19 protein-coding genes and 4 tRNA genes are annotated in these 20,571 nt (G+C 70.4%); 9 read left to right on the forward strand and 14 right to left on the reverse strand.

Annotated elements, in window-relative coordinates; genetic code table 11:
* Positions 1-113: 113 nt before the first annotated feature.
* Both ACF07V_RS33670 and ACF07V_RS33675 read right to left on the reverse strand, forming a co-directional pair.
* The gene (locus ACF07V_RS33670) at positions 114-788 is read right to left on the reverse strand and encodes a hypothetical protein (protein ID WP_392159486.1); all 675 of its coding nucleotides are present in this window, start codon (positions 786-788) and stop codon (positions 114-116) included.
* Positions 789-884: 96 nt separating this feature from the next.
* On the reverse strand, positions 885-1,235 hold the full coding sequence (locus ACF07V_RS33675) for a metallopeptidase family protein (RefSeq protein WP_369145485.1): 351 nt from the start codon (positions 1,233-1,235) through the stop codon (positions 885-887).
* Between the two features lie 104 nt (positions 1,236-1,339).
* On the opposite strand from ACF07V_RS33675, the gene ACF07V_RS33680 reads away from it, so the two are divergent.
* The 3 genes from ACF07V_RS33680 to ACF07V_RS33690 all read left to right on the forward strand — a co-directional run bounded on the left by ACF07V_RS33680 (position 1,340) and on the right by ACF07V_RS33690 (position 1,622).
* A tRNA-Glu gene (locus tag ACF07V_RS33680) sits at positions 1,340-1,412 on the forward strand.
* 40 nt (positions 1,413-1,452) lie between these two features.
* Positions 1,453-1,526, forward strand: a tRNA-Asp gene (locus ACF07V_RS33685).
* Between the two features lie 22 nt (positions 1,527-1,548).
* Positions 1,549-1,622 (forward strand) — tRNA-Phe (locus tag ACF07V_RS33690).
* 119 nt (positions 1,623-1,741) lie between these two features.
* Here ACF07V_RS33690 and ACF07V_RS33695 read toward each other — a convergent pair.
* The 3 genes from ACF07V_RS33695 to ACF07V_RS33705 are packed head-to-tail and all read right to left on the reverse strand — an operon-like array spanning position 1,742 to position 3,769.
* Complete coding sequence (locus ACF07V_RS33695) at positions 1,742-2,575, reverse strand: cytochrome c biogenesis CcdA family protein (RefSeq protein WP_392159487.1); 834 nt, start codon at positions 2,573-2,575, stop codon at positions 1,742-1,744.
* The gene (locus ACF07V_RS33700; protein ID WP_392159488.1) at positions 2,572-3,348 is read right to left on the reverse strand and encodes a DsbA family protein; all 777 of its coding nucleotides are present in this window, start codon (positions 3,346-3,348) and stop codon (positions 2,572-2,574) included. The genes ACF07V_RS33695 and ACF07V_RS33700 overlap by 4 nt, the downstream gene beginning before the upstream one ends.
* Positions 3,349-3,403: 55 nt before the next feature.
* The gene (locus tag ACF07V_RS33705; RefSeq protein ID WP_392159489.1) at positions 3,404-3,769 is read right to left on the reverse strand and encodes a hypothetical protein; all 366 of its coding nucleotides are present in this window, start codon (positions 3,767-3,769) and stop codon (positions 3,404-3,406) included.
* A 124-nt stretch (positions 3,770-3,893) separates the two neighbouring features.
* Between ACF07V_RS33705 and hrpA the strand changes: the two genes are divergently transcribed.
* The 3 genes from hrpA (at position 3,894) to ACF07V_RS33720 (ending at position 8,423) form a co-directional block, all read left to right on the forward strand.
* Positions 3,894-7,862, forward strand: coding sequence for an ATP-dependent RNA helicase HrpA (gene hrpA / locus ACF07V_RS33710; protein WP_392159490.1), 3,969 nt, complete (start codon positions 3,894-3,896; stop codon positions 7,860-7,862).
* A 98-nt stretch (positions 7,863-7,960) separates the two neighbouring features.
* Positions 7,961-8,034 (forward strand) — tRNA-Asp (locus ACF07V_RS33715).
* Between the two features lie 125 nt (positions 8,035-8,159).
* A complete protein-coding gene (locus ACF07V_RS33720; RefSeq protein WP_392159491.1) occupies positions 8,160-8,423 on the forward strand; it encodes a DUF6274 family protein in 264 nt (87 codons plus the stop codon).
* 342 nt (positions 8,424-8,765) lie between these two features.
* Here the strand turns inward: ACF07V_RS33720 and bldC are convergent, their stop codons facing one another.
* Together bldC and ACF07V_RS33730 are read right to left on the reverse strand one after the other, a co-directional pair.
* Entirely contained in the window at positions 8,766-8,972 is a 207-nt protein-coding gene (bldC, locus tag ACF07V_RS33725) for a developmental transcriptional regulator BldC (protein ID WP_003949541.1), read from the reverse strand.
* A gap of 559 nt (positions 8,973-9,531) precedes the next feature.
* The gene (locus tag ACF07V_RS33730; RefSeq protein ID WP_392159492.1) at positions 9,532-10,392 is read right to left on the reverse strand and encodes a hypothetical protein; all 861 of its coding nucleotides are present in this window, start codon (positions 10,390-10,392) and stop codon (positions 9,532-9,534) included.
* A gap of 155 nt (positions 10,393-10,547) precedes the next feature.
* On the opposite strand from ACF07V_RS33730, the gene ACF07V_RS33735 reads away from it, so the two are divergent.
* Together ACF07V_RS33735 and ACF07V_RS33740 are read left to right on the forward strand one after the other, a co-directional pair.
* Complete coding sequence (locus tag ACF07V_RS33735) at positions 10,548-11,639, forward strand: Leu/Phe/Val dehydrogenase (protein ID WP_392159493.1); 1,092 nt, start codon at positions 10,548-10,550, stop codon at positions 11,637-11,639.
* 288 nt (positions 11,640-11,927) lie between these two features.
* The gene (locus ACF07V_RS33740) at positions 11,928-12,182 is read left to right on the forward strand and encodes a DUF3073 domain-containing protein (RefSeq protein ID WP_225804330.1); all 255 of its coding nucleotides are present in this window, start codon (positions 11,928-11,930) and stop codon (positions 12,180-12,182) included.
* A gap of 153 nt (positions 12,183-12,335) precedes the next feature.
* Here ACF07V_RS33740 and purM read toward each other — a convergent pair whose 3' ends face one another.
* From purM to ACF07V_RS33760, 4 genes are all read right to left on the reverse strand, one after another.
* On the reverse strand, positions 12,336-13,403 hold the full coding sequence (gene purM, locus ACF07V_RS33745; RefSeq protein ID WP_392159494.1) for a phosphoribosylformylglycinamidine cyclo-ligase: 1,068 nt from the start codon (positions 13,401-13,403) through the stop codon (positions 12,336-12,338).
* 43 nt (positions 13,404-13,446) lie between these two features.
* Positions 13,447-14,973: an amidophosphoribosyltransferase gene (purF, locus tag ACF07V_RS33750; RefSeq protein WP_376591743.1), complete on the reverse strand. Its 1,527-nt coding sequence runs from the start codon at positions 14,971-14,973 to the stop codon at positions 13,447-13,449.
* A 216-nt stretch (positions 14,974-15,189) separates the two neighbouring features.
* Positions 15,190-15,996 carry an META domain-containing protein gene (locus ACF07V_RS33755; protein ID WP_392159495.1) on the reverse strand — a complete coding sequence of 269 codons (807 nt, stop codon included), beginning with the start codon at positions 15,994-15,996 and terminating at the stop codon, positions 15,190-15,192.
* A gap of 39 nt (positions 15,997-16,035) precedes the next feature.
* Complete coding sequence (locus ACF07V_RS33760; protein ID WP_392159496.1) at positions 16,036-16,824, reverse strand: sterol carrier family protein; 789 nt, start codon at positions 16,822-16,824, stop codon at positions 16,036-16,038.
* 68 nt (positions 16,825-16,892) lie between these two features.
* Here ACF07V_RS33760 and ACF07V_RS33765 point away from each other — a divergent pair, with 68 nt between their 5' ends.
* A complete protein-coding gene (locus ACF07V_RS33765) occupies positions 16,893-17,303 on the forward strand; it encodes a nuclear transport factor 2 family protein (protein ID WP_392159497.1) in 411 nt (136 codons plus the stop codon).
* Between the two features lie 85 nt (positions 17,304-17,388).
* Here the strand turns inward: ACF07V_RS33765 and purL are convergent, their stop codons facing one another.
* Genes purL through purS form a run of 3 tightly spaced genes read right to left on the reverse strand, consistent with a single transcriptional unit; the run spans position 17,389 to position 20,560 of the window.
* Entirely contained in the window at positions 17,389-19,638 is a 2,250-nt protein-coding gene (gene purL / locus ACF07V_RS33770; RefSeq protein ID WP_392159498.1) for a phosphoribosylformylglycinamidine synthase subunit PurL, read from the reverse strand.
* On the reverse strand, positions 19,638-20,318 hold the full coding sequence (gene purQ, locus ACF07V_RS33775) for a phosphoribosylformylglycinamidine synthase subunit PurQ (protein ID WP_225804323.1): 681 nt from the start codon (positions 20,316-20,318) through the stop codon (positions 19,638-19,640). Before purQ ends, purL begins: the two co-directional genes overlap by 1 nt.
* Positions 20,315-20,560: a phosphoribosylformylglycinamidine synthase subunit PurS gene (purS, locus tag ACF07V_RS33780; RefSeq protein WP_015035032.1), complete on the reverse strand. Its 246-nt coding sequence runs from the start codon at positions 20,558-20,560 to the stop codon at positions 20,315-20,317. The genes purQ and purS overlap by 4 nt, the downstream gene beginning before the upstream one ends.
* Positions 20,561-20,571: the final 11 nt, after the last annotated feature.

Raw genomic sequence — 20,571 nt, forward strand, 5'->3', positions numbered from 1 at the left:
CGGCTAGGGAGAGTACGCGCCACGCGGCGCTCTTCTGTGTCGGCGCCGGGCAATAGGATCAAGCGATCTACCACCATACGGACTCTCCCCCGCCTATAGCAAATCGGACTACGTCACACCGGTCCGACCTGCGGGGATGCCGCCGGCTCCGGGGGTGCCCCCGGCCCGTCCGCCGCCCGCATCGCGCCCATCTGCGTGTCGGCGCCCGACGGCGGCGGATCGGTGGGGTTCGAGGTCGGTTCCGGGGTCGGCTCGGGCGTCGGGTTCGAGGTCGGCTCGGGCGTCGGCTCCGGGCTCGGCGCGGTCTGCTGCGGCGTGGGCGTGGACCCGCCGTCCGAGCCGCCGGCACCGCCACCGCTGCCGCCGCTCCCCCCGCTGCCGCCGCTCCCGCCACCGCCGGAGCCGCCGCCCGGGACCTCCTGGCCGCCGCCGGCCGGCTGCGGCTTCGACGGCCCTCCGGACCCGCCCGGGCCCTCCACCGGCAGGACGGCGCCCGGCGAGGGCTTCGCCGTGCCGGACGGGGAGCCGCTCGGGACCGGGGACTCCTTGCCCGCACCGGCCGCGGCGGGACCGCCCTTCTCCGGCCGGCCGTTCCACGACCCGCCGCCCCCGCCCTGGGCTCCGCCGCCGCCGTCGGCCTCGGCCGCCACGCCCCGCTTCCCCCCGGACGCGCCGGGCGTCGGCTTCGCCCCCTCGTCGCTCACACTCATACAGCCGCTCAGACCGGCACAGGCCGCGACGGCCAGCGCGGTGGCGGCCCATCTCACCGGGGTGGGCAAATGGCGCACGGGGGCACCTCCAGGACACAACAGGCAGGAACGGAACGCGTCGCCCTGCCCAACTCCCTTGGCCCCGCAAGGGACACGCGCGAAGCGCGCCGAGCCTCAGCCGTAGCCGAGCGCGTGCAGCCGCTCGTCGTCGATGCCGAAGTGGTGGGCGATCTCGTGGACGACGGTGATCTCGGTCTCCGCGACCACGTCCTCGCGCGACTCGCACATCCGCAGCGTCGGCCCCCGGTAGATCGTGATCCGGTCGGGCAGCACCCCGGCGTACCACTCGCCGCGCTCGGTCAGGGGCGTCCCCTCGTAGAGCCCGAGCAGCTCGGGATCGTCCGCGGAGGGCTCGTCCTCCACGAACACGGCGACGTTGTCCATCAGCCGGGTCAGCTCCGGCGGGATCCGGTCCAGGGCCTCGGCGACAAGCTCCTCGAACTCCTCGCGCGTCATCTCCAGCACGGGCCCATTCTCCCCCCGCCGGAAACCGTTTTGGCGATAGCGGCCGACATCCCATATGCTTCTCACGTCCCCGACGCACTGAGAAGTGCGCAGGTGAGCCTCTAGCCCTCATCGTCTAGTGGCCCAGGACGCCGCCCTTTCAAGGCGGTAGCACGGGTTCGAATCCCGTTGGGGGCACGCATTACCGTGTGCGAGACTAGTGATCACACACAAGCTTGGCTCTGTGGAGCAGTTGGTTAGCTCGCCACCCTGTCAAGGTGGAGGTCGCGGGTTCAAGTCCCGTCAGAGTCGCTGAAGCTGGAAACAGCTTCGTGGCTGGGTAGCTCAGTTGGTACGAGCGATCGCCTGAAAAGCGATAGGTCGCCGGTTCGACCCCGGCCCCAGCCACAGAGAGAAGGCCCCGTTCGAGAGAACGGGGCCTTCTTCGTGCGCCCGGAAGGCAGGCCGTACGGGGAAGGGGCCCGCGGCCGTACGGGGGAGGGACCTCGCCCCCTCCCCCGTACGGCTCAGACCTCCTCGCGCCGCCGCGTCCTGCGGCCCCGCACCGCGAGCGCCACCGCGACCGCCGCCACGACCGCGGCGAGCAGCGCCCAGTCCGGCACCGAACGGCCCAGCGAGGCCACCCGCTCCTCCACGGCGAAGGACTCGTCCACCGACAGCAGGCCCGGCAGCCCGGTCGTCCCGTCGAAGACCAGGAACAGGGTGCCGAGGGCGATGAAGAAGAGGCCCGAGAGCAGCGAGGTGGAGTGGACCTCGAAGCGGCCGACACGGAGCGGGCGGCCCCGCAGCCAGCGCCGCCGGCCCAGGTCGTAGCGGTCCCAGAGCAACGCCAGGACGAACAGCGGGACGGCCATGCCGAGCGCGTACACCGCGAGGAGCAGTCCGCCGTACGCCGGGCTGCCGCTCAGCGCGGCCACCGTCAGGACGCTGCCGAGGATCGGGCCCGCGCAGAAACCGGCGAGGCCGTAGACCAGGCCGAGGGCGTAGACGGAGAGCGCCGACGTCGGGCGGATGCGGCCGCTCGCCTCGGCGATCCGGCGGGAGGTGAAGCCCAGGCCGAGGATCTGGAGGACGCCGAGCCCGATGATCAGCCAGCCCCCGGCGGTGACGAGCAGGTCCCGGTGGCCGTAGAAGAACCGGCCGGCGAGGGAGCCTGCCGCGCCGAGCGGGACGAGGGTCGTCGCCAGACCCGCGTAGAGGATGCCGGTCCTGGCCACGAGCTTCGCGCGCGTGTCGATCGAATACGCGAAGAAGGCGGGAAGGAGCAGGGCGCTGCACGGACTGAGCAGGGCGAGGAGGCCGCCGAGGAAGGCGGCGAAGTACCCGATGCCGGAGGTCACTGCCCGGCCTTCTTCGAGGCCTTCGGGGCCTTCGGAGCCGCCTTCGCGGCCGCCTCGATGGCCTCGGTGAAGGTCTCCAGGGGCTGGGCGCCGGCGATCGGCCGGCCGTTGATCAGGAAGGAGGGGGTGGAGGTGGCGCCGAGCGCGTACCCCTGCTCCTGGTCCTTGCGCACGGCCTCGCGGGCCGCCGCGCTGTCGCTGTCCTTGGCGAACCGGGCGAGGTCGGGCACGCCGGCCTCGGTCGCGAGGGCGGTCAGCCGCTCCTTGCCGAAGCCCTTCTCCTTGGCCCCCTCGGCGTAGGCGGCCTTGTGGAACTCCCAGAACCGGCCCTGCCGGCCGGCCGCCCAGGAGGCGCGGGCGATGCCCTCCGACTCCTCGCCGAAGATCGGGAAGTTCCGCCACTCGATGCGCAGGGTGCCGTCCTCGACGTACTTCTTCACGAGGGCGGGCTCGGTGTCGCGGGCGAACTTCCCGCAGTAGCCGCACTTGAAGTCGGCGTACTCGATGAGCACGACGGGCGCGTCGGCGCGGCCGAGGGCGAGCTTGTCGGCGGGGTCGCGGCGGGCGTACGCCTCCAGTTCGGCGTAGACGCCGGCGGAGGGGTCGGCGGAGACCTCGGCGACGGACGAGGAGCCGGAGGCGCCCGGGGACGTGGGCTTGGTGGCGGTGTACGAGACGAGGCCGAACAGCACGGCGGCGACCGCCACGCCGGAGACGATCAGGATCGGCTTGGCCTTGGCCGTGGACTTGGACGTGGACTTGGACGTGGACATGCGGAAGCGCTCCTGGAGGAGGGGAAGGGAAGGACGGCGGAGGCGGACCGTCCGTCTACACCCTGAGGACCTTCAGCTCCACGGGAGACAGGGGTACGCGCGCGGGTGGCTCCCGGCCCGGTGACGCGGCCGGGTCGCCCGGGGCCGGCTGCCGGAGCCCGGGGGCCACCCGGTCGGCGGCCGGCGCCGGCAGCAGCTCGGCGAAGCCGTGCGCACGCGGCGGTACGACGGGGCCCGAGGCCCCTCCTCCGACGGGATGGCCGGGGTCGCAGCCGGGCACGGCGGCGGCCGCCACGACAGGGGCCGCCACGACGGGGGCCGTCCCCGCAGACGCACTCGAGGAAACGCCGCAGACCAGGAGCCCGAGCACCAGACCCAGCAGCGCGGCGAACGCCGCCGTCGCGCGGGTGGTGCAGAACATGCGAAACCTCTCCGGTCCGGTCGGCGTGCCCGAAATAGTACGCACCCCGCGCGCGTGGCCCCGGGGAAGCCGCTCGTAAATCGGTTCGCCGCTTCTCGTCCGCAGGTGCGATCCTGGATCCCGTATGTCTACTTCCTTCGCCGCCCTCCAGTCCGTCCTGGCCGGGGTCTCGCTGCGGGACTCCCACCGGCTCGGCCGCCGTCTCGAAGGCGCCCGCCGCATCCGCAAGCCCGAGGCCCGCGCGGCCGTCCTGGACGAGATCGCCGCCGAGGCGGCCAAGGCCAAGGAGCGCGTCGACGGGCGTGCCTCCCGCGTGCCCGCGGTCACGTACCCCGAGCAGCTGCCCGTCTCGCAGAAGAAGGACGAGATCCTGGAGGCGATACGCGACCACCAGGTCGTGATCGTCGCCGGTGAGACGGGCTCCGGAAAGACCACCCAGATCCCGAAGATCTGTCTGGAGCTGGGCCGGGGCGTCCGGGGCATGATCGGGCACACCCAGCCCCGCCGGATCGCCGCCCGCACGGTCGCCGAGCGCGTCGCCGAGGAGCTGCGGACCCCCCTCGGGGAGGCCGTCGGCTGGAAGGTCCGCTTCACCGACCAGGTGAACCCCGACGCGACCTTCGTGAAGCTGATGACGGACGGCATCCTGCTCGCCGAGATCCAGACGGACCGGGAGCTGCGCGCGTACGACACGATCATCATCGACGAGGCCCACGAGCGGTCCCTCAACATCGACTTCCTGCTCGGCTATCTGGCCCAGCTGCTGCCGAAGCGCCCCGACCTCAAGGTCGTGATCACCTCCGCGACGATCGACCCGGAGCGCTTCTCCCGCCACTTCGGGGACGCCCCGATCGTCGAGGTCAGCGGCCGTACGTATCCGGTCGAGGTCCGCTACCGCCCGCTCCTCGAAGAGGACAGCGAGGAGTCGGACCGGGACCAGATCACCGCGATCTGCGACGCCGTCGACGAGCTCCAGAAGGAGGGCCCGGGCGATGTCCTGGTCTTCCTGTCCGGCGAACGGGAGATCCGCGACACCGCGGACGCGCTGCTCAAGAAGAAGCTCTTCAGCACCGAGATCCTCCCGCTGTACGCGCGCCTGTCGCACGCCGAGCAGCACCGGGTCTTCCAGGCGCACTCGGGCCGCCGGATCGTCCTCGCGACGAACGTCGCCGAGACCTCCCTGACCGTCCCCGGCATCAAGTACGTGATCGATCCGGGCACCGCCCGCATCTCGCGCTACTCGCACCGGACCAAGGTGCAGCGGCTGCCGATCGAGCCCGTCAGCCAGGCCAGCGCCAACCAGCGCAAGGGCCGCTGCGGCCGTACGTCGGACGGCATCTGCATCCGCCTCTACTCCGAGGACGACTTCCTCACCCGTCCGGAGTTCACGGACGCCGAGATCCTCCGTACGAACCTGGCCTCCGTCATCCTCCAGATGACCGCGGCCGGCCTCGGCGACATCGAGAAGTTCCCCTTCATCGACCCGCCGGACCACCGGAACATCCGGGACGGCGTGCAGCTCCTCCAGGAGCTCGGCGCGATCGACCCCGCCGAGAAGGACCCGAAGAAGCGGCTCACGCAGCAGGGCCGGAAGCTGTCCCAGCTGCCCGTGGACCCGCGCCTCGCCCGGATGGTCCTGGAGGCCGACAAGAACGGCTGTGTCCGCGAGGTCATGGTGATCGCGGCGGCGCTGTCCATCCAGGACCCGCGCGAGCGGCCTTCGGAGAAGCAGGCACAGGCCGATCAGCAGCACGCCCGGTTCAAGGACGAGACCAGCGACTTCCTCGCCTTCCTCAACCTGTGGCGGTACGTCCGCGAGCAGCAGAAGGAGCGCGGATCCAGCTCCTTCCGCCGGATGTGCAAGCAGGAGTACCTGAACTTCCTGCGCATCCGGGAGTGGCAGGACATCTACGCCCAGCTGCGGACGGTCGCGAAGCAGATGGGCATCCATCTGAACGAGGAGGACGCGCCGGAGCAGTCCGTGCACGTCTCCCTGCTCTCCGGCCTGCTCTCCCACGTCGGTCTGAAGGACGTGAAGGAGAACAAGGAGAGCCGGGACCCGAAGCGCGAGGGCACCCGGAACGAGTACCTGGGCGCGCGGAACGCCAAGTTCGCGATCTTCCCCGGTTCCGCGCTCTTCAAGAAGCCCCCGCGGTTCGTGATGTCCGCCGAGCTGGTGGAGACCTCGCGGCTCTGGGCCCGGGTCAACGCCCGGATCGAGCCCGAGTGGATCGAGCCGCTCGCGCAGCACCTGGTGAAGAAGACGTACAGCGAGCCGCACTGGGAGAAGGACCAGGCGGCCGTGATGGCCTTCGAGAAGGTGACGCTGTACGGCGTCCCGATCGTCGCCGACCGCAAGGTGAACTACGGGCGGATCGACCCGGAGGTCTCCCGCGACCTGTTCATCCGGAACGCGCTCGTCGAGGGCGACTGGCGCACCCACCACAAGTTCTTCGCCGACAACCGCAAGCTCCTCACCGAGGTCGAGGAGCTCGAACACCGGGCCAGGCGCCGGGACATCCTCGTCGACGACGAGACGCTCTTCGACTTCTACGACAAGCGCGTCCCCGAACACGTCGTGTCCGGCGCCCACTTCGACTCCTGGTGGAAGCACAAGCGCCACGAGGAACCGGAGTTCCTCGACTTCGAGCGCGAGATGCTCATCAACGAGAAGGCCGGGGCGGTCACCAAGGACGACTACCCGGACTCCTGGCGCCAGGGTGCGCTGAAGTTCCGGGTGACGTACCAGTTCGAGCCGGGCGCGGACGCGGACGGCGTGACCGTCCACGTACCGCTCCAGGTGCTCAACCAGGTGACGGACGAGGGCTTCGAGTGGCAGATCCCGGGTCTGCGCGCGGAGGTCGTCACGGAGCTGATCCGGTCCCTGCCGAAGCCGATCCGGCGCCACTACGTGCCCGCGCCGAACTTCGCGACCCGCTTCCTGGACACGGTCGTGCCCGTCCAGGAGCCGCTGACGGGCGCGCTCGCCCGCGAGCTCCAGCGGATGGTCGGCGTCCCGGTCACGGACGCGGACTTCGACTGGGCGAAGGTCCCCGAGCACCTCAAGGTGACCTTCCGGATCGTCGACGAGCGGCGCCGGAAGCTCGCCGAGGACAAGGACCTGGAGACCCTGCGGCTCAAGCTGCGCCCCAAGGCCCGTCAGGCGCTGTCCAAGGCCGCCGCGGCGGCGACGGGCGGCCCGGACGGCTCCGGGCCCTCCCTGGAGCGCACGGGCCTCAAGGACTGGACGATCGGGACGCTCACGAAGGTCTTCGAGACCCGGCGGGCGGGCCAGCCGGTCAAGGCCTTCCCGGCGCTCGTCGACGAGGGCGACTCGGTGGCCGTGCGGCTCTTCGACTCGGAGGCCGAGCAGGCGCAGGCGATGTGGCGGGGCACCCGGAAGCTGATCATGCTGAACATCCCGGTGAACCCGGCGAAGTTCGCCTCGGACAAGCTGACCAACCAGCAGAAGCTGGCCCTGTCGTCGAACCCGCACGGCTCGATCCAGGCCCTCTTCGACGACTGCGCCACCGCCGCCGCCGACCGGCTGATCGCGGACCACGGCGGTCCGGCGTGGGACGAGGAGTCCTTCCGGAAGCTGTACGACAAGGTCCGCGCGGACCTCGTCGAGCTGACCGTCCGCACCGTGGGCCAGGTCCAGCAGGTCCTGGCGGCCTGGCAGGCGTGCGAGCGCCGGCTGAAGTCCACGAACAGCCTGGCCCTGATCAACAACCTCACCGACGTGCGCACGCAGCTCGCCTGGCTCATGCCGGCCGGCTTCGTCACCCGTACGGGCCTGAAGCGGCTCCCGGACCTGATGCGCTACCTGGTGGCGGTGGACCGGCGGCTCCAGCAGATGCCCACGGGGGTCCAGCGGGACACCACCCGGATGGAGAAGGTCCAGGAGATGCAGGACGAGTACGCCTGGCTCCTGGAACAGCTCCCGAAGGGCCGCCCGGTGCCGTCCGAGGTCACCGACATCCGCTGGATGATCGAGGAGCTGCGGGTGAGCTACTTCGCGCACGCGCTGGGCACGGCGTACGCGATCTCGGACAAGCGGATCGTGAAGGCGATCGACGCGGCGGCCCCGTAGGGATCCGTAAGCGGGACCTCGCCGTCGGTGAGTTCGACCAGACCCCCTGACCTGCTGTACAGTCTTGCTCGCAGCCGCTTACGAGGGGCTGCGAGCAAGGCTCTGTGGAGCAGTTGGTTAGCTCGCCACCCTGTCAAGGTGGAGGTCGCGGGTTCAAGTCCCGTCAGAGTCGCTTTCACGAAGGCCCGCATCGCGAGATGCGGGCCTTCGTTGTGTTCCCGTGTCTTGACGGGGCCGCGCAGCCGCCGGTACCCCGGACTTCAGGGAATCGGGGGCCCACACCGGAGGTGGTCGCGCATGGCCGCGGCGTCCACAGCACGGCACGACACACGAGCGCTGCTGCGCGCCCATCTGGCGGCCGCGTCGCGGTACGGACACCTCACCCGCCACTGTGTGGTCTGCCATCGCCTCCTGCGGCTCGCCATGGAGCTCCCCGAGCCGGAGGAGTTGGAGGGGCCGGAGGGGCCGGAGGGGCCTGAGGGGCCGGACGAGCCGGACGAGCCGGCGGCGGTGACCGCGGTGACGGAGAGCACCGGGGACGAAAGTCCCACCGACCCATGACCAACGGCGGGTTGGGGGCGATCCCCGAGGTGGCAGGCTGTTCCTTGGCAAGGCTTCCGCAGTGTGACGGGTGTCACTGAAACCGTTTCAGAAACGACCACACTTACACCCTCCCTACACCACCCCGATTTAATATGTGCAATTGCACGACCCTGGAGAGGGTGTGGCGCGGGGCACAAAAAAGATCGCGCTGGACCCGGCGGAGTCCAGCGCGATCGTTGACGAAGACCTGTTGGGGCAGGAGTCCGTCGGCAGTACTAGGGGTGGGCGACCGGATTGGGGGATCCGGACAGGCCCGGTGTTACGGGGTGTTGCAGGGTTCTTGCGGGGTTCTGCGCGACCTCAGGCCTCGCTGCGCTGCTGCGGAATACCCGCCAGCAGTGCGCGAACCTCGGCCTCGCGGTACCGGCGGTGCCCACCCAGGGTGCGGATGGACGTGAGCTTGCCGGCCTTGGCCCAACGGGTCACCGTCTTCGGGTCCACGCGGAACATCGTGGCAACCTCGGCGGGGGTCAGCAGCGGCTCGGCATCAGGGGTGCGAGCGGTCATGAGCGGCCTCCTCGGGAGAACCGAACCAATCTCGGTTCTTTCCTCTAAATTCTGCACCTTGACCCGCCATGCCCGAAATGGCAGAAGCGGGTCGAGTCGGTTATAGGACGAACGGCTTGTCCTCGGCACTACAACTACACCATCCGTCCAGCCGCGTCGGCCAAACCGATGGAATTGCCCTCGCAGGTGTTCATCAGCGGCGGAAGTCGACTGACCATGCCATAACGGACAGTCACGCCACTGTGACGATCAGTCACAGGGCGATCAGGAGTCCTCAGACCCCCCATAGAGTGCAATGCTGAGCGTTCCGCCCGAACTTGGACGGAAGGAACCCTCCCCGGACTCCTTGTCCTATTTTGGCACGAGGGTGGGTGATGGGCGCAAGGGTGCGTTACGTGCTGTCCGTCACGCTTGAGCCAAAGGCCCGGATCGGGACCAACGTCCTCACCCCATCGGTGCGAAAGACCCGGCCATCGGAAACCGGCCAGACCTTCAAGATCATTTACACCCGCCGGACATGTCTTGTCGATACCTACCTGACGAACTTGTCCGGCTGATGTCAGTTCGCGAAACGCAGGTCCCTGACCGTCCGCCAGCGCTCCGCGAGCCGCCCGTACACCTCGCTCGCCGCCTCGCCGTCCCCGGCCCGCAGCGCCGCGATCCCCTCCGCCAGCTGCGCCGCCGACCGGTCCTCCGCCAGCCACCGGGCCGGCATCGCGTGCACCAGACCGCCGAAGTCCAGCTCCACCAGCGCCCGCGGATGGAACTCCTCCAGCCAGCGCCCCACCTCGACCAGGCCCTGCGTCATCGGCCCCTCGTCGATCGACTCCCGCAACGCCTTCAGCGCCCGCGCCAGCCGCCGCCGCGCCTGCGCCATCGTCGTCCGGTAGCGCAGCACCGGCGCCCGGCCCGCCTCCGTGCTCCCGGGGTCCCCCGGCTCGTACTCCCGGTCCTCGTCCCCGAAGAGCGCGAACCAGCGCAGCGGCACCTGCCAGACCCCCGTACGGATCCACGGCCGCGCGTCCGGGTTCCGCAGCAACCACCGCTCGTAGTCGCTCGCCACCTGGACGCGCACCACCGGCGGCAGCATCGCGTCGAGCACCGGCGCCGGATACCCCTCCGCCACCAGCTCCCGGATCGCCAGCCAGCCCCGCAGCCGGGTCCGCCACGGGCAGATCACCACCACCCCGTCCAGATGCGCGACGAACGCCTCCCCGCTCTCGTGGACCGGCACCGGCACCGGAGGCGTCGGCAGCAGATCGGCCAGCGAACGGCGCAGCTCCTCCTGCGCCCCCGGGGTGCCGGGCCGGCGCGCGTACCGGGCCCAGTGGGACCGCTCCGGCTCGGGAAACGCGGCCAGCGGCTCGTACACCCGCAGATAGGACGCGTAGGGAACGGGGACCGTGGAGGCGACCGACATGTCGCAAATCCTTCCACGGAGGTACTCCGGGAGGGGGTGATCCTCAGCACTGCGGCCGATCTACGCCCAGGTAGGACTTACCCTCTTGCCGAACTGGTCCTCCCCCACCCGTAGGGAGGGCCGCAACCGCCGCTTCGTTCTTGGGAGTCACCACCGTGACCGATGTGACCGGCGTTCCTGCTGACGTACTGCACACTCTGTTCCACTCGGAGCAGGGTGGCCACGAGCAAGTCGTGCTCTGCCAGGACCGCGCCACCGGCCTCAAGGCCGTCATCGCCCTCCACTCCACCGCCCTGGGCCCCGCCCTCGGCGGCACCCGTTTCTACCCGTACGCCACCGAGGCCGAGGCGATCGCGGACGCGCTCAACCTCTCCCGCGGCATGTCGTACAAGAACGCCATGGCCGGCCTCGACCACGGCGGCGGCAAGGCCGTCATCATCGGCGACCCGGAGCAGATCAAGAGCGAGGAGCTCCTCCTCGCCTACGGCCGCTTCGTCGCCTCCCTCGGCGGCCGGTACGTCACGGCCTGCGACGTCGGCACCTACGTCGCCGACATGGACGTCGTCGCCCGCACCAACCAGTGGACGACCGGCCGCTCCCCCGAGAACGGCGGCGCCGGCGACTCCTCCGTCCTCACCGCCTTCGGCGTCTTCCAGGGCATGCGCGCCGCCGCCCAGACCGTGTGGGGCGACCCGACGCTGCGCGGCCGCAAGGTCGGCGTCGCGGGCGTCGGCAAGGTCGGCCACTACCTCGTCGAGCACCTCCTGGAGGACGGCGCCGAGGTCGTCATCACCGATGTGCGCGAGGAGTCGGTGCGCCGGATCACCGACAAGCACCCGCAGGTCACCGTGGTCGCCGACACCGACGCCCTGATCCGTGTCGAGGGCCTCGACATCTACGCCCCCTGCGCGCTGGGCGGCGCCCTGAACGACGCGACCGTGCCGGTCCTCACCGCGAAGATCGTCTGCGGCGCGGCCAACAACCAGCTCGCCCACCCCGGCGTCGAGAAGGACCTCGCGGACCGCGGCATCCTCTACGCGCCCGACTACGTGGTCAACGCCGGTGGCGTGATCCAGGTCGCCGACGAGCTGCACGGCTTCGACTTCGACCGCTGCAAGGCCAAGGCGACGAAGATCTTCGACACCACCCTGGAGATCTTCGCACGTGCGAAGGCGGACGGCATTCCGCCGGCCGCGGCGGCCGACCGGATCGCCGAGCAGCGGATGGCGGAAGCCCGCCGCGCCTGAGCCTCACCGGGCCGGCCCGCCGAAACGGGGGCGTCAGCGAGACTTCGCTCACGCCCCTCGGCGGGTCGGCCCTCAAGAAGAGGTTAAAATCGCGATTGACCAGCGAGGAGAGGGCACCTCGAAGGTTCTGTACCGGGGTATGTGATGCGCGCGGCGTACCGTAGACCCACGGAAACAGGTACCGTTGAAGCCCTACGGACCGGTCTCTCTACCGAGAGTCCGTTCCGAATCATGAACGCGTGTCAAGACTCTGGGGCCGACGAGCCCCGTCACCGAGGGGGTCGAGCCATGGGGCGCGGCCGGGCAAAGGCCAAGCAGACCAAGGTCGCCCGCCAGCTGAAGTACAGCAGCGGCGGGACAGACCTGACGCGTCTGGCCAATGAGCTGGGCGCTTCGACTTCGAGCCAGCCGCCGAATGGCGAGCCGTTCGAGGACGACGACGAGGAAGACGACCCGTACGCCCAGTACGCGGATCTCTACAACACGGACGACGAGGACGAGGACGACGAGTCCGGTCCGAGCACGTCCCCGCGTCGCGCTTGACCTTCTGAATCACCGAAACCCGGACCGGGGTCACCCGGCCGGGTTTCTGTGCTGTCCGCACGCCGACGGCAGCTGTCCGCACGCCGACGGCACCGGGAGCGGATACACCGACGGGGCGCCCCACAGGGGCGCCCCGCCTCGTACAGCCGACTCCTACTTCGCGTAGTCCCCGACCAGCTCGGCGCCGGTCGTGTGCGCCCCGCGCTCGGTGATCTCGCCCGCGACCCAGGCCTCGACCCCGCGGTCCTCCAGGGTCGCCAGGGCCACGTCCACGGACTCGGCCGGGACGACGGCCATCATGCCGACGCCCATGTTGAGGGTCTTCTCCAGCTCCAGGCGCTCCACCTGGCCCGCCTTGCCGACCAGGTCGAAGATCGCGCCCGGCGCCCAGGTCGAACGGTCGACCGTGGCGTGCAGCCCGTCCGGGATCACCCGCGCCAGGTTGGCGGCGAGGCCGCCGCCCGTGATGTGGCTGAAGGCGTGGACGTCCGTGGTCCGGGTGAGGGCCAGGCAGTCCAGCGAGTAGATCTTCGTGGGCTCCAGGAGCTCCTCGCCCAGCGTCCGGCCGAGCTCCTCGACCCGCTGGTCGAGGGTCATGCCGGCGCGGTCGAAGACCACGTGCCGGACGAGCGAGTACCCGTTGGAGTGAAGGCCCGAGGAGGCCATGGCGATGACCGCGTCCCCCGTACGGATGCGGTCCGCGCCGAGCAGCCGGTCGTACTCCACGACACCCGTGCCCGCGCCGGCGACGTCGAAGTCGTCCGGGCCGAGGAGGCCCGGGTGCTCCGCCGTCTCGCCGCCGACCAGGGCGCAGCCGGCGAGGACACAGCCCTCGGCGATGCCCTTGACGATGGCGGCGACCCGCTCGGGGTGGACCTTGCCGACGCAGATGTAGTCGGTCATGAAGAGCGGCTCGGCGCCGCAGACGACGATGTCGTCCATGACCATCGCGACCAGGTCGTGGCCGATCGTGTCGTACACGCCCATCTGGCGGGCGATGTCGACCTTCGTGCCGACGCCGTCGGTCGCCGAGGCGAGCAGCGGACGCTCGTAGCGCTTGAGGGCGGAGGCGTCGAAGAGGCCGGCGAAACCGCCGAGGCCGCCGAGGACCTCGGGGCGCTGCGTCTTCTTCACCCACTCCTTCATGAGCTCGACAGCGCGGTCGCCCGCTTCGATGTCGACGCCCGCACTCGCGTAGCTGGCACCGGTGGTCTCAGACATGGGTTGAGAACTTTCGTGTCGTACTGCGGGTCGCAGCGGGGTCTTACGGGCGACGGAGGGCGTCGGAGGCCGCGGTGGCGGCCGGCCCGGCGGCCAGCTCGGTCTCCAGGAGCTGCTTGCCGAGCAGCTCGGGGTCCGGCAGCTCCATCGGGTACTCGCCGTCGAAGCAGGCACGGCAGAGGTTCGGCTTCTGGATCGTGGTCGCCTCGATCATCCCCTCCAGGGAGATGTACGAGAGCGAGTCCGCGCCCAGCGACTTGCCGATCTCGTCGACCGACATCCCGTTGGCGATCAGCTCCGCGCGGGTCGCGAAGTCGATGCCGAAGAAGCAGGGCCACTTGACCGGCGGCGAGGAGATCCGGATGTGGACCTCGGCCGCACCGGCCTCGCGGAGCATCCGGACCAGGGCGCGCTGGGTGTTGCCGCGGACGATCGAGTCGTCGACGACCACGAGCTTCTTCCCCTTGATGACTTCCTTGAGGGGGTTCAGCTTCAGCCGGATGCCCAGCTGGCGGATGGTCTGGGAGGGCTGGATGAAGGTGCGCCCGACGTAGGCGTTCTTCACCAGGCCGGCGCCGAAGGGGATGCCCGAGGCCTCGGCGTAGCCGATGGCGGCCGGGGTGCCGGACTCCGGCGTCGCTATCACCAGGTCGGCCTCGACCGGCGCCTCCTTGGCGAGGCGGCGGCCCATCTCGACGCGGGAGAGGTACACGTTCCGGCCGGCGATGTCGGTGTCCGGGCGGGCCAGGTACACGTACTCGAAGACGCAGCCCTTGGGCTTCGCTTCCGCGAATCGCGAGGTACGGATGCCGTTCTCGTCGATCGCGATCATCTCGCCCGGCTCGACCTCGCGGACGAAGCTGGCGCCGCAGATGTCGAGGGCGGCGGACTCGGAGGCGACGACCCAGCCGCGCTCCAGACGGCCGAGGACCAGCGGGCGGATGCCCTGCGGGTCACGGGCCGCGTAGAGCGTGTGCTCGTCCATGAAGACGAGGGAGAAGGCGCCCCGGACCTCGGGGAGGACCTTCGCGGCCGCCTGCTCGATGGTGAGCGGCGTGCCGTCCTCGTCCACCTGGCCCGCGAGGAGCGCGGTGACCAGGTCGGTGTCGTTGGTGGCGGCGACCTGGGTGGCGCGGCCTTCCCGCTTGGGGAGGTCGGCGACCATCTCGGCGAGCTGCGCCGTGTTCACCAGGTTGCCGTTGTGGCCGAGCGCGATCGAGCCGTGGGCGGTCGCCCGGAACGTCGGCTGCGCGTTCTCCCACACGGACGCACCAGTGGTCGAGTAGCGGGCGTGACCGACCGCGATATGACCCTGGAGTGAACCGAGAGAAGTCTCGTCGAAGACCTGGGAGACAAGTCCCATGTCCTTGAAGACGAGGATCTGGGAGCCGTTGCTTACCGCGATTCCCGCGGATTCCTGACCCCGATGCTGGAGGGCGTAGAGCCCGAAGTACGTGAGCTTTGCGACCTCTTCACCCGGAGCCCAGACACCGAAGACGCCACAAGCGTCCTGGGGGCCTTTCTCACCGGGGAGCAGATCGTGATTGAGTCGACCGTCTCCGCGTGGCACGTTTCCGAGTGTAGACGGGCTCGACCACTGGTCCGAATTGAGGAAAACCAGGGGTGCCCGCACTCGTGCGATCGCACAAAATGATCAATTGCGGCTTGGAGGGGCCCACGAAGCAGGCGGGGTAAGGGATTCCGACCCCCGGGCCCCGGCGAGCGGACGCTCGTACCAGGCCCGGGGCGGTCCCGCGATGTGACGGACGCCGCAGTCCTCGTCCGCTCAGCGGGCGGCCGCGGTCGCCGTGAACCCCTCCCCGGAGGCGTCGGTGAGGGTCAGGCTTCGGTGGTTCAGCCGATACGTGAGCGGGCCGTCGAGGAGCTCGTACAGCCGCGTCTCCAGGTCCATCTGCGGGGGCGTGCAGATCATCCGGGTCGTCGCCGCCGGGCCCTCGACGGTGAGGGTCCGGGCCTTCTCGTCGAGGCGGGCGTGCGCGGAGAAGTTGTTGCAGCCCAGGTTGCCGGTGACCCGGCCGTCGGCGCCGACGACGAACCGCGCCTTGTCGCCGCTGCCGGCGGGCAGGGAGGACGCCGTCTCCTTCGAGACCAGCCCGTCGATCTTCCAGGTGGTGCCGCGCAGCGGGACGGCCCCCTCGGCGGTCAGCTCCACGCTGTTGCGCCCGTCGGACGAGGCGAGGCGCAGGTCGTCGCCCTTCAACGTCCCCTTCAACGGGCCCGAGAAGGCCTTCAGGAGCTCCTTCTCGAAGCGCTCCCGGTCGCCGGGGCAGCCGATCTCGGTCACCTCGTCCTGGCTGACGGTGAGGGTGTCGCCCTTGAGCACCACACCGGCGCCGAAGGTGTTGCAGCCGGTGTTCCCCCGGGCCCGGCCGTCCTCGAAGTCGACGCGCGCGCCGTCGGGCGCGGCCGACCTGCGGCCGTCGACCGTGACGGCGTTCACCGTCCAGTGCGTGCCGGCGACCGGCAGGTCGGGCGAGAGGGTGTCCGCGCCGCTCCCCGCCCCTCCCTCCGTACCGCAGGCGGTGAGCAGCAGGAGGGGGACCAGGACGACGAGTGCGCGTGGCTTCGGCATGCCGGTGGGACGGAACGAGCCGCCGTACGGTTCCGGCGGTTACCCCATCAGGGGCAGCAGGTCCTTCAGGTCCGCCCGCTCCCCGCTCGCGCTGATGTGCGCCGCGTCCAGCTCCGCCGCCCACTCCGTACGGCCCGTCGCGAGCCGGATCCAGGTCAGCGGGTCCGTCTCCACCACGTTCGGCGGGGTGCCCCGGGTGTGCCGGGGGCCCTCCACGCACTGCACCACCGCGTACGGCGGGATCCGCACCTCCACCGCCCCGCCCGGCGCCTTCACCGCGAGCGTGTCGGCGAGGAGCCGGGTGCAGGCGGCGAGGGCCCGGCGGTCGTACGGGACGCCGGCGCCGGTCGCCGCGTTCAGGTCGTCGGTGTGGACGACGAGTTCGACGGTGCGGGTGACGAGGAAGTCCCCGAGGGTCATGGCACCGAAACGGGCCGGGACCAGCCGCTCGTCGGAGGCGGAGGCCACCAGCTCCTCGTAACGGGCGGCGGTCCGCGCGAGGAGCCCCACCGGGTCGCCGGTGTCCACCGCCCGGGTGTCCGCGTCGATACGGGCCGCCGCGGCGACCGTGGCCGGGGGCCAGTCGAGGAGGGCCAGTTCCCGCGCCGCGGGCTCCGGCGCCTCCAGGTACCGCACGACCGAGCCGAGCACCATCGAGAAGTGCCCCACCAGGTCCCGTACCGTCCACTCCCCCAGCCGGGTCGGACCGTCCAACTGCTCGGGCGTCAGCGCGGCCACCGCCTCCCGTACGTGCCCGAACTGGGCCAGGACCGCGGCCCGGGTCTTCGCGGAGTCGTAGCTGCGGGTGCGCTTCTTGGCAGGTGGCATGGGCAGAGGCTAGCCCCGAGACTGGAGGGAGGGGGGCAGGTCCTTCGCGAAAGGCAGTGACCGGGACCATGACCCATCACGAGCACCCCGACGCCGCCGCCGTGCGGCAGGGCTACGAAGCGTTCGGCAAGGGCGACATGGAGGCACTGGGCGCCCTGCTGACCAGTGACTGCACCCACCACTCGCCCGGCAGCACCCGGTTCGGCGGGCACTTCAAGGGCCGGGACAACATCCTCGCGCACTACGGGGACATCTTCGAGTACACCGGCGGCACCATGCGCATCGAGCTCGACGGCGTCTTCGTCGACGGGCGAGGGCATGTGATCACGACCCACAAGTGGCACGCCGACCACGGCGACCGAGGGATCTCGATGAGAGGCGGCCTCTTCTTCACCCTCATCGGCGGCAAGGCCACCGACATCGACGAGTGCGTCGAGGACATCGAGGAGGCGGACGCCTTCCTCTCCCTGGACGACTGACCGGCTCCCTGGACGACTGACCGGCAGAGCGAAGCCCCCGCCCTGGGCCAGGGCGGGGGCTTCTGCCGTACTCGTCAGGGACCGATCAGGCCAGCAGGCCCGGGATCGTCGCCTCGTGCGCCTCGCGCAGCTCCGTGAGGGAGAGCGCGAACTCGCCCTGCACGTCCACCGCGTCGCCGTCGACGACACCGATCCGGGTCGCCGGCAGACCCCGCGCACCGCACATGTCGGTGAAGCGGAGCTCCTCGCTGCGCGGGACGGCGACGACCGCACGGCCCGCCGACTCGCTGAAGAGGAACGTGAAGGCGTCCAGGCCCTCCGGGACGACCAGACGCGCGCCGTTCCCGCCGCGCAGGCAGGACTCGACGACCGCCTGCACGAGACCGCCGTCGGACAGGTCGTGCGCCGCGTCGATCATGCCGTCGCGCGAGGCCGAGATCAGGATCTCGCCGAGCAGCTTCTCCCGGTCGAGGTCCACGGCCGGCGGCATGCCGCCGAGGTGCTGGTGGATCACCTCGGACCAGGCCGAGCCGCCGAACTCCTCACGCGTGTCGCCGAGCAGGTAGAGGAGCTGGCCCTCTTCCGCGAAGGCGATCGGGGTGCGGCGGTTGACGTCGTCGATCACACCGAGGACGGCCACGACGGGCGTCGGGTGGATGGCGACCTCACCGGTCTGGTTGTACAGCGACACATTGCCGCCGGTGACCGGGGTGCCGAGCTGGAGGCAGCCGTCCGCGAGACCACGGGTGGCCTCGGCGAACTGCCACATCACGGCCGGGTCCTCGGGCGAACCGAAGTTCAGGCAGTCCGAGATGGCGAGCGGCTTGGCACCGGAGGCGGCGACGTTGCGGTACGCCTCCGCCAGCGCGAGCTGCGCGCCCGTGTACGGGTCGAGCTTCGCGTACCGGCCGTTGCCGTCGGTCGCCATGGCCACGCCGAGGTTGGTCTCCTCGTCGATCCGGACCATGCCCGCGTCCTCGGGCTGCGCCAGGACCGTGTTGCCCTGCACGAACCGGTCGTACTGGTCCGTGATCCAGGACTTCGAGGCCTGGTTCGGGGAGGAGACGAGCTTGAGGACCTGGTCCTTCAGCTCGGCGCCGTTCTGCGGCCGGGGCAGCTTGCCGGCGTCGTCGGCCTGGAGGGCGTCCTGCCAGTCCGGGCGCGCGAACGGCCGGTGGTAGGTCGGGCCCTCGTGGGCGACGGAACGCGGCGGCACGTCGACGATCTGCTCGCCGTGCCAGAAGATCTCCAGGCGCTCGCCCTCGGTCACCTCACCGATGACGACGGCGATGACGTCCCACTTCTCGCAGATCTCGAGGAAGCGGTCGACGTGCTGCGGCTCGACGATCGCGCACATGCGCTCCTGCGACTCGCTCATGAGGATTTCCTCGGGCGAGAGCGTGGCGTCGCGCAGGTGGACCTTCTCCAGGTCGACCCGCATGCCGCCGGAGCCCGCGGAGGCCAGCTCGGACGTGGCACAGGAGAGCCCGGCGCCGCCGAGGTCCTGGATGCCCGCGACCAGCTTCTCCTTGAAGATCTCCAGGGTGCACTCGATGAGGAGCTTCTCCTGGAAGGGGTCACCGACCTGGACGGCGGGCCGCTTGGTGGGCTTGGTGTCGTCGAAGGTCTCGGACGCGAGGACCGAGACGCCGCCGATGCCGTCGCCACCCGTGCGGGCGCCGTACAGGATGACCTTGTTGCCGGGGCCGGAGGCCTTGGCGAGGTGGATGTCCTCGTGCTTCATCACGCCGATGCAGCCGGCGTTGACCAGCGGGTTGCCCTGGTAGCAGGAGTCGAAGACGACCTCGCCGCCGATGTTCGGCAGGCCCAGGCAGTTGCCGTAGCCGCCGATGCCGGCGACGACACCGGGCAGCACGCGCTTGGTGTCGGGGTGGTCGGCCGCGCCGAAGCGCAGCGGGTCGACGACCGCGACCGGGCGGGCACCCATGGCGAGGATGTCGCGGACGATGCCGCCGACGCCGGTGGCCGCGCCCTGGTAGGGCTCGATGTACGAGGGGTGGTTGTGCGACTCGACCTTGAAGGTGACCGCGTACCCCTGGCCGACGTCGACGACGCCCGCGTTCTCGCCGATGCCGACGAGCATGGCGTCGTTCTCGGGGGTCTTCTCGCCGAACTGCTTCAGGTGGACCTTGCTGCTCTTGTAGGAGCAGTGCTCGGACCACATGACGGAGTACATGGCGAGCTCGGCGCCGGTGGGACGGCGGCCGAGGATCTCGCGGATGCGCGCGTACTCGTCCTCCTTGAGGCCGAGCTCCTTCCAGGGCTGCTCGCTGTCCGGCGTCTCGCTCGCGTGCTTGACGGTGTCGAGGCTCATCAGGCGTTGACCAGCTTCTTGAGGATCGAGGTGAAGAAACCGAGGCCGTCCGTCTTGCCGGTGCCGACCAGCGGCTCGACGGCGTGCTCCGGGTGCGGCATGAGGCCGACCACGTTGCCCGCGGCGTTGGTGATGCCCGCGATGTCGCGCAGCGAGCCGTTGGGGTTCATGTCCAGGTAGCGGAAGGCGACCCGCCCCTCGGCCTCCAGCTCGTCGAGCGTGCGCTCGTCGGCGACGTACCGGCCGTCCATGTTCTTGAGCGGGACCTCGATCTCCTGGCCCTCGGTGTAGTCCGAGGTCCAGGCGGTCTCCGCGTTCTCCACCCGCAGCTTCTGGTCGCGGCAGATGAAGTGGAGGTGGTTGTTGCGGAGCATCGCGCCCGGCAGCAGATGGGCCTCGGTGAGGATCTGGAAGCCGTTGCAGATGCCGAGGACGGGCATGCCCGCCTTCGCCTGCTCGATGATCGTCTCCATCACCGGCGAGAAGCGGGAGATGGCTCCGGCCCGCAGGTAGTCGCCGTAGGAGAAGCCACCGGCCAGGACCACGGCGTCGACCTGCTTGAGGTCCTTGTCGCGGTGCCAGAGCGAGACGGGCTCGGCGCCCGCGAGGCGGGCGGCGCGCAGCGCGTCCTGGTCGTCGAGCGTTCCGGGGAACGTGACGACGCCGATGCGTGCGGTCACGACTCCACCTTCACGACGAAGTCTTCGATCACGGTGTTGGCAAGGAAGGTTTCGGCCATCTCATGGATGCGGGCGAGGGCGGCGTCGTCGACCGGTCCCTCCACCTCCAGCTCGAAGCGCTTCCCCTGACGGACGTCGGCGATTCCGGCGAATCCCAGGCGAGGCAGTGCACGCTGCACCGCCTGCCCCTGAGGGTCGAGGATCTCCGGCTTGAGCATGACGTCGACTACGACGCGTGCCACTGGCACTCCCG

It is taken from the genome of Streptomyces sp. NPDC015661, assembly GCF_043077765.1.
Classification (GTDB): Bacteria; Actinomycetota; Actinomycetes; order Streptomycetales; family Streptomycetaceae; genus Streptomyces.

Bases quoted from the DNA above. Each gene is read 5' to 3' on its own strand.
- ACF07V_RS33700 (WP_392159488.1), bottom strand. From the start codon at position 3,348: ATGTCCACGTCCAAGTCCACGTCCAAGTCCACGGCCAAGGCCAAGCCG.
- ACF07V_RS33705 (WP_392159489.1), bottom strand. From the start codon at position 3,769: ATGTTCTGCACCACCCGCGCGACGGCGGCGTTCGCCGCGCTGCTGGGT.
- hrpA (WP_392159490.1), top strand. From the start codon at position 3,894: ATGTCTACTTCCTTCGCCGCCCTCCAGTCCGTCCTGGCCGGGGTCTCG.
- ACF07V_RS33720 (WP_392159491.1), top strand. From the start codon at position 8,160: ATGGCCGCGGCGTCCACAGCACGGCACGACACACGAGCGCTGCTGCGC.
- bldC (WP_003949541.1), bottom strand. From the start codon at position 8,972: ATGACCGCTCGCACCCCTGATGCCGAGCCGCTGCTGACCCCCGCCGAG.
- ACF07V_RS33730 (WP_392159492.1), bottom strand. From the start codon at position 10,392: ATGTCGGTCGCCTCCACGGTCCCCGTTCCCTACGCGTCCTATCTGCGG.
- ACF07V_RS33740 (WP_225804330.1), top strand. From the start codon at position 11,928: ATGGGGCGCGGCCGGGCAAAGGCCAAGCAGACCAAGGTCGCCCGCCAG.
- purM (WP_392159494.1), bottom strand. From the start codon at position 13,403: ATGTCTGAGACCACCGGTGCCAGCTACGCGAGTGCGGGCGTCGACATC.
- ACF07V_RS33755 (WP_392159495.1), bottom strand. From the start codon at position 15,996: ATGCCGAAGCCACGCGCACTCGTCGTCCTGGTCCCCCTCCTGCTGCTC.
- ACF07V_RS33760 (WP_392159496.1), bottom strand. From the start codon at position 16,824: ATGCCACCTGCCAAGAAGCGCACCCGCAGCTACGACTCCGCGAAGACC.
- ACF07V_RS33765 (WP_392159497.1), top strand. From the start codon at position 16,893: ATGACCCATCACGAGCACCCCGACGCCGCCGCCGTGCGGCAGGGCTAC.
- purL (WP_392159498.1), bottom strand. From the start codon at position 19,638: ATGAGCCTCGACACCGTCAAGCACGCGAGCGAGACGCCGGACAGCGAG.